The organism is Ruminiclostridium cellobioparum DSM 1351 = ATCC 15832, assembly GCF_000621505.1.
GTDB lineage: Bacteria > Bacillota > Clostridia > Acetivibrionales > DSM-1351 > Ruminiclostridium > Ruminiclostridium cellobioparum.
The window spans coordinates 52,491-59,329 of the sequence record NZ_KK211298.1; the positions used below are offsets into that span (position 1 = coordinate 52,491).

Genomic DNA, 6,839 nt, shown 5'->3' on the forward strand with positions numbered 1-6,839 from the left:
GCCTGGTTTAAAAGCCTTTTGTTTAGGGTAAATTTAACTGTAATAAGGCGTAAAGATGGAGCGTTATAAATAATATAGTAAAAAGGACGTGAAATTATGATAAATCCAAACAGAACTTTTTCTGAAATATGGCTGGCAGGCGGATGTTTCTGGGGAGTTGAAGCATTTATAAAAAATATTCCGGGAGTAATTCACACTGAAGTCGGATATGCCAACGGTAAAACCGAAAATCCGACCTATGAGGAGGTATGCAGCAAAAACACCGGACATGCCGAGGCTGTCTATTTAAAATACAATCCTCAAAGACTGCCCTTGAACATACTCCTTGACTACTATTTCCGCATAATAGATCCCACACTTCTAAACAGGCAGGGCCATGATATCGGAACTCAATACAGAACGGGGATATACTACAAAAATCTTGCCGACAAAAGAGTCATAGAAGAATATGTGGATAAAAAGCAAAAAGAATACTCCAAAAAGATTATGACCGAAGTTTTGCCCATCCAAAATTTCTACAGAGCGGAAGAATATCATCAGGCGTATCTTGATAAAAATCCCAACGGATACTGCCATATTGACTTTGAATTGATAAACAGCCTAAAAAGGGAAGCCGGCAAAAAGGTTGACAAATCCAAATACTCAAAGGCTGAGGAAGAAGTTCTGAAACAACAGTTAAGCCGTGAACAATATGAGGTTACTCAGAAGAAAGCAACTGAAGCACCTTTTGAAAATGAGTTCTGGGATAATAAAAAGAAAGGCATCTATGTTGATATTGTCACCGGAGAGCCCCTATTCGTTTCATCGGACAAGTTCGATTCGGGCTGCGGCTGGCCAAGCTTTACCAGACCCATTGATGATGAGGTTATAGAATACAATGAGGACAAAAGCCACGGAATGTACAGAACGGAGGTTACCAGCAGAGTGGGAGGAAGCCATCTGGGACATGTTTTCGAGGATGGTCCGGCCCAGGAGGGCGGCCTGAGATATTGCATCAACAGTGCCTCTTTGAGGTTTATACCAGTTGAAGAAATGGCGGACAAAGGTTACGGAGAATTCATACCTATGGTAAAATAGTCCCTGTATACCGGTATCCGCCAATAAAAGCCCCTTTGAAGAGCTGCGTGGCAATCATTGACGGATACCGGCCGGGAACACTATGATTTTGCATATATTGGTTAAGAGCTGTATTCAAGTTTTGTGACAACTTACTTATTTTCATCAGTGGTTTTCCTTGTGAAGAAGTAAGTAACAATCATGGTAGTACAGTTAGAGAAGAGCAGGAAAATATCCGAGTCGATTTTTTTCCCCGACAGAACAATTACAACAAGAGTAAAAACCAATGCAAGAGTTACAATACTTTTTACATTGATTAAATTTTTCAGTTTATCCTTCATTTCTTCATACCTCCAATTCTTTTGCCTGTTGCTTTTATTTGAGCCTTTTGACCCGGGATTCCGTCCACCTGTGACGAGGTCAGGGCTTGAAACCCTTTAATGGCCATAGTATAACCCTCTCCTTTCAATATGCGGTTTCTTATGTGAGTTTCGGGCTTTCGCTTATTCCGGTCGGTTCAATCAATTGGATATGCCAGGGTCAAAATCCATGCATACTGATTTATGACTGGAAGCAGCTTTGGATAGACACAGGACTGTTCGGGATACTTAACTTTTACACGACACCTCTTTTCCCAACTCCTCTCGCAGCTCATTAATCCTTTGATGAGCCTGTTTGGTGCTTTCTTCAACTCTTGCCAGCCTGTCCGCATGATTGTTAACGGTCTTGTTCAGGCATCTCAATTCAAGTAAAGTCGTGTCACTGCTGCGTTTTATATATTCTATGTCGGCTTTGAGCTGTCCGACTTCTATTCCGCTTTGCTTTGACTCTCCCTTTACCCTTGCCTGGAGGGTAAGATATCCAAAAACGACCCCGCTGACTGCCGCTATGCAAGTAATCAATATATTTGTTTCCACCTGCACCCCTTCTTTCCTGACAGATATAAAAGGACTACCCTTGCCAGCAAGTAATCCTCGGTAGTCTAAATACAATCTTCCGGAAAAATTTAAAAATATGTCATCTGGTCATGAACAATATTTATGAGTTCGACTCGTAGAGATTGAATAGCATCTTCTCTGGGCAGCATTATGTATCTGGACAAATATTCGATATCATCAGAAAATAAATTGATAATTTCATTCATTGACACTTTATCACCCTGCTGAGCCTGTCTTACTATTTGTATGAATCTGTCAGGGTTTGTCGTAACAATTCCAATCCTTTCTTTTTCCATTTATTCACCCCCTGTTGAGTCATGTTAAGTTCACAAGCGACCTCCTGCTCCGTCATACCGTCGATTATAGTTCTCCGGATGATGTATCTGCATTTCTCCCATGGTATAGAATCCAATAACTCTTTAATATAGACATTTGATAAAATTTCTGCCTCAAACCCGCTGTCGTGTACCTGGCTTTCAAAAAGGAGATAACATTCTTTTAACTGTTGATTACGAGCCTTATACTGCAATCTCCATGCTGCTCTCCTCAGTAGCTTTCTGTAGTTTTCTACCGAGATGCCATCGTTAGTTTGCATAAGAAACCTCCGTCCTGATGAATTTTATGGACTTCAATATTAAATTGTAGGATTGTTTTTAAACTGGTATATTTTGTAACTTATTTTAGTGGTTTTACTATTATAGTAATACTTTTTATCTATATAACAACCAAATTTTTTAATATCATACAAATTATGTATATTATGGATGAGATTTTTCGAGTTGTTATTTTTGACATAAAAATTCCTTTATATGAGAAGGGGGTTTCATCAAAAGTTGCCTGTTTAAAATCAGGAGGCAGGTAACAATTTAAAAGTCGGATACCAACCAATTCAAAACCAAATCTTATTGGAGGAATGCAAATGAAACATTTAAAGGAACCGTTTAAAGCTTTTGCTAGGTACACGGGTAAACAATTTAAATGGGTATACTGCTCGCTCATAATACTTTTAGTTTCTCTGGCAGTAATCCCTAATGTGAATCAAGTATATTCCGCCGGAGAAACGGGGGAGACCTTATATGCGGTTTCTCCGCTGAACCAGCAGATAAAACTGTCTCAGCCCACTGCATCAGCACCGGGAGGACGAGGCTTCATGCTGCCGCAGGCAGTCGTGGTAAAAGATGCCTCCGGCAGGCCTGTTGCAGGTCTTTCTGTAACCTTTGAAGTTTCTGCCAATAGCATGATAACCTCAATTATGAGAGGCTATAACAGCAGAATCTTTACGGTTACAACCGATTCCAACGGTATGGCGTCGGCTGCCAATACATATCCAAACTATGTAGGCGAAGGGTATCAGGTCTATTCAACATATGCCGGAATTATTCAAACCTTACAGGTAAAAGCCAGTATTCCCGGAGCTAATACGGTTACGTTCAACGTGGAGGTAGGGACATACAGTTCAAATCTGGTAGACAAGACTCCGCCTTTTATTTCAGTTCAGGCAAAAGATGACACCGGAGCCGACTACATTGCCGGAACCTGGACAAGCCATTCGGTATCCGTGGCTTATACCGCAACAGATTCTCTTTCGACCATTAAATCCTGCACTCCTGAGCAGATATTCAGTGAAGAAGGAGCTAACCAGACTGCAACCGGTACTGCCGTTGACAGTGCCAACAATTCTGCAAGTGTGACCTTTGGACCCATAAACATTGACAAAAGTATGCCGGTCACAACAGCTACCTACCCAAAGCCGAAATCGGGCGGCTGGTATGATGATAAGGTAACTGTAAGCTTTGACTCAACAGACAGCGTTTCAGGAGTCAATGCAATATTCTACAGGATCGGTGAAGGTACTCCCGTTAAACTGGGGGGGCAAAGCGCTACTGCGGATATTGATCTTGAAGGGACAAGCGTCATAACTTACTGGGCGGTGGATAATGCCGGAAACCAGGAGCAGGCAAAGACCTTTACCGTCAAGATCGACAGGTCTGTTCCCACAGTGACGGCTAAACTGAGTCCGGAAAAGAATGAAAATGGCTGGAACAAGTATGACGTAACACTCACTCTCACAGCAAAAGATACTCAATCAGGTGTAAAGGAGATTCGTTACAAAACCGGTGAGTCAGGTGAAGAGAAAACCGTTTCGGGAGACAATACTGAAATACTCTTCAAAACGGAAGGAATAAGCCGGATATTCTACTGGGCAACGGATAATGTGGGCAAAAGCAGTCCCGTTGAGAACATTGAAATAAAACTCGACAAAAGCACCCCTGTTGTTATTCCGCCCCGGGATATCACATTGGAAGCAACTGCTGTCAGGACACCGATAGACATTGGAACAGCCCAGGTAACAGATGTAAGTGACTGGACACTGGAAAATGATGCTCCAGGAGACGGATTCCCTGTGGGAACCACAAAAGTCATATGGAAGGCTACCGACTCTGTGGGTTTTGTGTCTCAAGCCGTGCAGAATATTACTGTTAATGACACAACAAAGCCGGTCATTACGGTGCAGGGAAATGTAGTAGTTGAGGCTACGGCAGTTGAAACCCCTGTGACTCTTGAGCCTGCAACTGCTACAGATATATTTCCTGTAACAATTTCAAGCGATGCTCCGGAGAAATACAAGCTTGGTGAAACATTTGTAACCTGGAAGGCAAAGGATGCAAATAACAATGAGGTGACTGCAACACAGAGAGTCGAAGTGATTGATTCAACGAAGCCTTTATTGAAATTGCCGGACAACCTTACAGTGGAAGCCACAGGCAGAAGGACTCAGGTGGATATAGGATCTGCTTCGGCAACGGATATTTTCAAGGTAACCATAACCAACAATGCTCTGCCCGATTATCCCATAGGCACCACATATGTGGCCTGGAAGGCTACCGATGAAAGTAATAATGTTTCCGAAGGTGTTCAGGAGATAAAGGTTCAGGATACCACAAAACCTCAGCTGACTATTCCGGAAGATATAACCCTGGAAGCACCGAGCAGATATGTTAAATTGAATATCGGGAAAGCCACGGCTACTGATATATTCCCTGTGGAGATTACCAGTAATGCACCTGAGGAATTTACGGTGGGAAGAACCGAGGTTAAATGGAAAGCTGTTGACGAAAACAAGAACGAAGACACCAAATCACAGTATATAACCATTACCGATAATACTCCTCCGGTGATAACCATACCGAAAGATATAAGAGTGGAAGCAACCGGAGAAAAGACAAAGGTTCCAGTAGTTCCGCCCGAGGTATATGACATATTTGAGACAACCATCACACGCAACGGTCCCCAGGATAATCTATTCCCTGTTGGTCAGACAGTTATAACCTGGGTTGTAAGAGATGCAAACGGGAACTCATCTTCGGTTGAACAGTCGGTATATGTTGAAGACACCACAAAGCCCGTACTCACTCTGCCCAAAGATATAAAAGCAGAGGCAACAGCCAGGAGAACTCCTGTGGAGCTCGGCACGCCTTCAGCGTTTGATATCTTCCCGGTCACCTTTACCAATGATGGTTTGGCGGATTACCCTATAGGTTCTACCCCGGTAACCTGGAAGGCTACAGATACTCATGGGAATTTTACAAAGGGAATTCAGCATGTCACTATTGAGGACACTACAGAACCAGTTCTTCATGTCCCGGTGGATAAAACCATTGAGGCTACGGCTATCCTGACGCCTGTAGATATCGGTAAAGCGACAGCAACAGATATCTTTACGGTAGAAACATCAAGTAATGACATCAAATACTATCCTCTTGGCGTCACCGAAGTAGAGTGGAAAGCCCGGGACGAGAATAATAACGAGGCAACCGGTACTCAAAAAATTAATATTGTTGACACAACGGCTCCTGTAATAAGTGTACCTCGTGATGTAACCGTAGAGGCCACCGGCGATAAAACTCCTGTGGAGCTGGGAAAGGCCGAGGCATCGGATATTTTCGCAGTTACTATTACAAATAATGCACCAGAAGACGGTTTTGCCGTGGGTACTTTTGAGGTCATCTGGACTGCAGCCGATTCAAATGGTAACTCCAGCACCGGAGTACAAAAGGTAACTGTAAAAGATACAACTCCTCCGGTACTTAAGGTTCCCAACAATATATCGGTAGAAGCCACCGCAGTAAAAACACCGGTGGATATCGGAGAAGCTGCTGCAACAGATTTATTTAAGGTCAGGATATTAAATAACGGTATAGGAGCATATCCTCTTGGAAGAACAATTGTAACCTGGACGGCAATTGATGAACATAATAATTCTACTGAAGGCACTCAGGAAATTACCGTAACCGACAGGACTCCTCCCGTTGTAACACCGCCTGAGGATCTGACTATAGAAGCTACGGCCAAAATGACAGAGGTTACCGACATTGGACAGGCAAAAGCAGCCGATATCTTTGAAATCAAATCGATTAACCACAATGCTCCGGGGATATATCCATTTGGTACAACGAATGTAACCTGGACGGCAAAAGATGTTAATGGCAATGTTGGTGAAGGTATTCAGAAAATTACAATTATAGACACGACACCACCTGAGCTGGAAGCGCCTCTGGATTTAATTGTTGAAGCTACTTCAGCAGATGGAACACCTGTGGATATAGGTAATCCTGTATACAGCGATATTTTCGGCGTGGAAGTGTCGAATGATGCTCCCGGGTTATTCCAGATAGGAACAACCGAGGTGACCTGGACGGCAACCGATGAGCATAACAACAGTACCACCAGGATACAGAGGATAATAGTAAGGGATACAACACCGCCAGAGCTGAAAGCACCGGCAGACAAGGTGGTGGAAGCAACCGCGGCAGAAGGAACCCCTGTGGAATTGGGAACCCCTGA

6 protein-coding genes are annotated in these 6,839 nt (G+C 43.2%); 2 read left to right on the forward strand and 4 right to left on the reverse strand.

What is annotated here, in order from left to right; genetic code table 11:
• Window positions 1–96: 96 nt before the first annotated feature.
• Window positions 97–1,077: a peptide-methionine (R)-S-oxide reductase MsrB gene (gene msrB / locus T344_RS0127220; protein ID WP_027631330.1), complete on the forward strand. Its 981-nt coding sequence runs from the start codon at window positions 97–99 to the stop codon at window positions 1,075–1,077.
• 131 nt (window positions 1,078–1,208) lie between these two features.
• Here msrB and T344_RS0127230 read toward each other — a convergent pair whose 3' ends face one another.
• From T344_RS0127230 to T344_RS0127245, 4 genes are all read right to left on the reverse strand, one after another.
• Entirely contained in the window at window positions 1,209–1,397 is a 189-nt protein-coding gene (locus T344_RS0127230) for a hypothetical protein (RefSeq protein ID WP_004628950.1), read from the reverse strand.
• Between the two features lie 267 nt (window positions 1,398–1,664).
• Window positions 1,665–1,973, reverse strand: a complete 309-nt coding sequence (locus tag T344_RS0127240; protein WP_004628971.1) for a hypothetical protein — start codon at window positions 1,971–1,973, stop codon at window positions 1,665–1,667.
• Window positions 1,974–2,062: 89 nt separating this feature from the next.
• Window positions 2,063–2,290 carry a helix-turn-helix domain-containing protein gene (locus T344_RS31840; protein ID WP_313561487.1) on the reverse strand — a complete coding sequence of 76 codons (228 nt, stop codon included), beginning with the start codon at window positions 2,288–2,290 and terminating at the stop codon, window positions 2,063–2,065.
• Window positions 2,233–2,589 carry a sigma-70 RNA polymerase sigma factor region 4 domain-containing protein gene (locus T344_RS0127245; protein WP_004628965.1) on the reverse strand — a complete coding sequence of 119 codons (357 nt, stop codon included), beginning with the start codon at window positions 2,587–2,589 and terminating at the stop codon, window positions 2,233–2,235. The genes T344_RS31840 and T344_RS0127245 overlap by 58 nt, the downstream gene beginning before the upstream one ends.
• Before the next feature lie 324 nt (window positions 2,590–2,913).
• Between T344_RS0127245 and T344_RS0127250 the strand changes: the two genes are divergently transcribed.
• On the forward strand, window positions 2,914–6,839 hold a 3,926-nt coding region (locus T344_RS0127250), incomplete at its 3' end, for an HYR domain-containing protein (protein WP_027631331.1).

Excerpts from the sequence above, each read along its gene's own strand:
- T344_RS0127230 (WP_004628950.1), bottom strand. The coding sequence starts at position 1,397 with ATGAAGGATAAACTGAAAAATTTAATCAATGTAAAAAGTATTGTAACT.
- T344_RS31840 (WP_313561487.1), bottom strand. The coding sequence starts at position 2,290 with ATGGAAAAAGAAAGGATTGGAATTGTTACGACAAACCCTGACAGATTC.
- T344_RS0127245 (WP_004628965.1), bottom strand. The coding sequence starts at position 2,589 with ATGCAAACTAACGATGGCATCTCGGTAGAAAACTACAGAAAGCTACTG.
- msrB (WP_027631330.1), top strand. The coding sequence starts at position 97 with ATGATAAATCCAAACAGAACTTTTTCTGAAATATGGCTGGCAGGCGGA.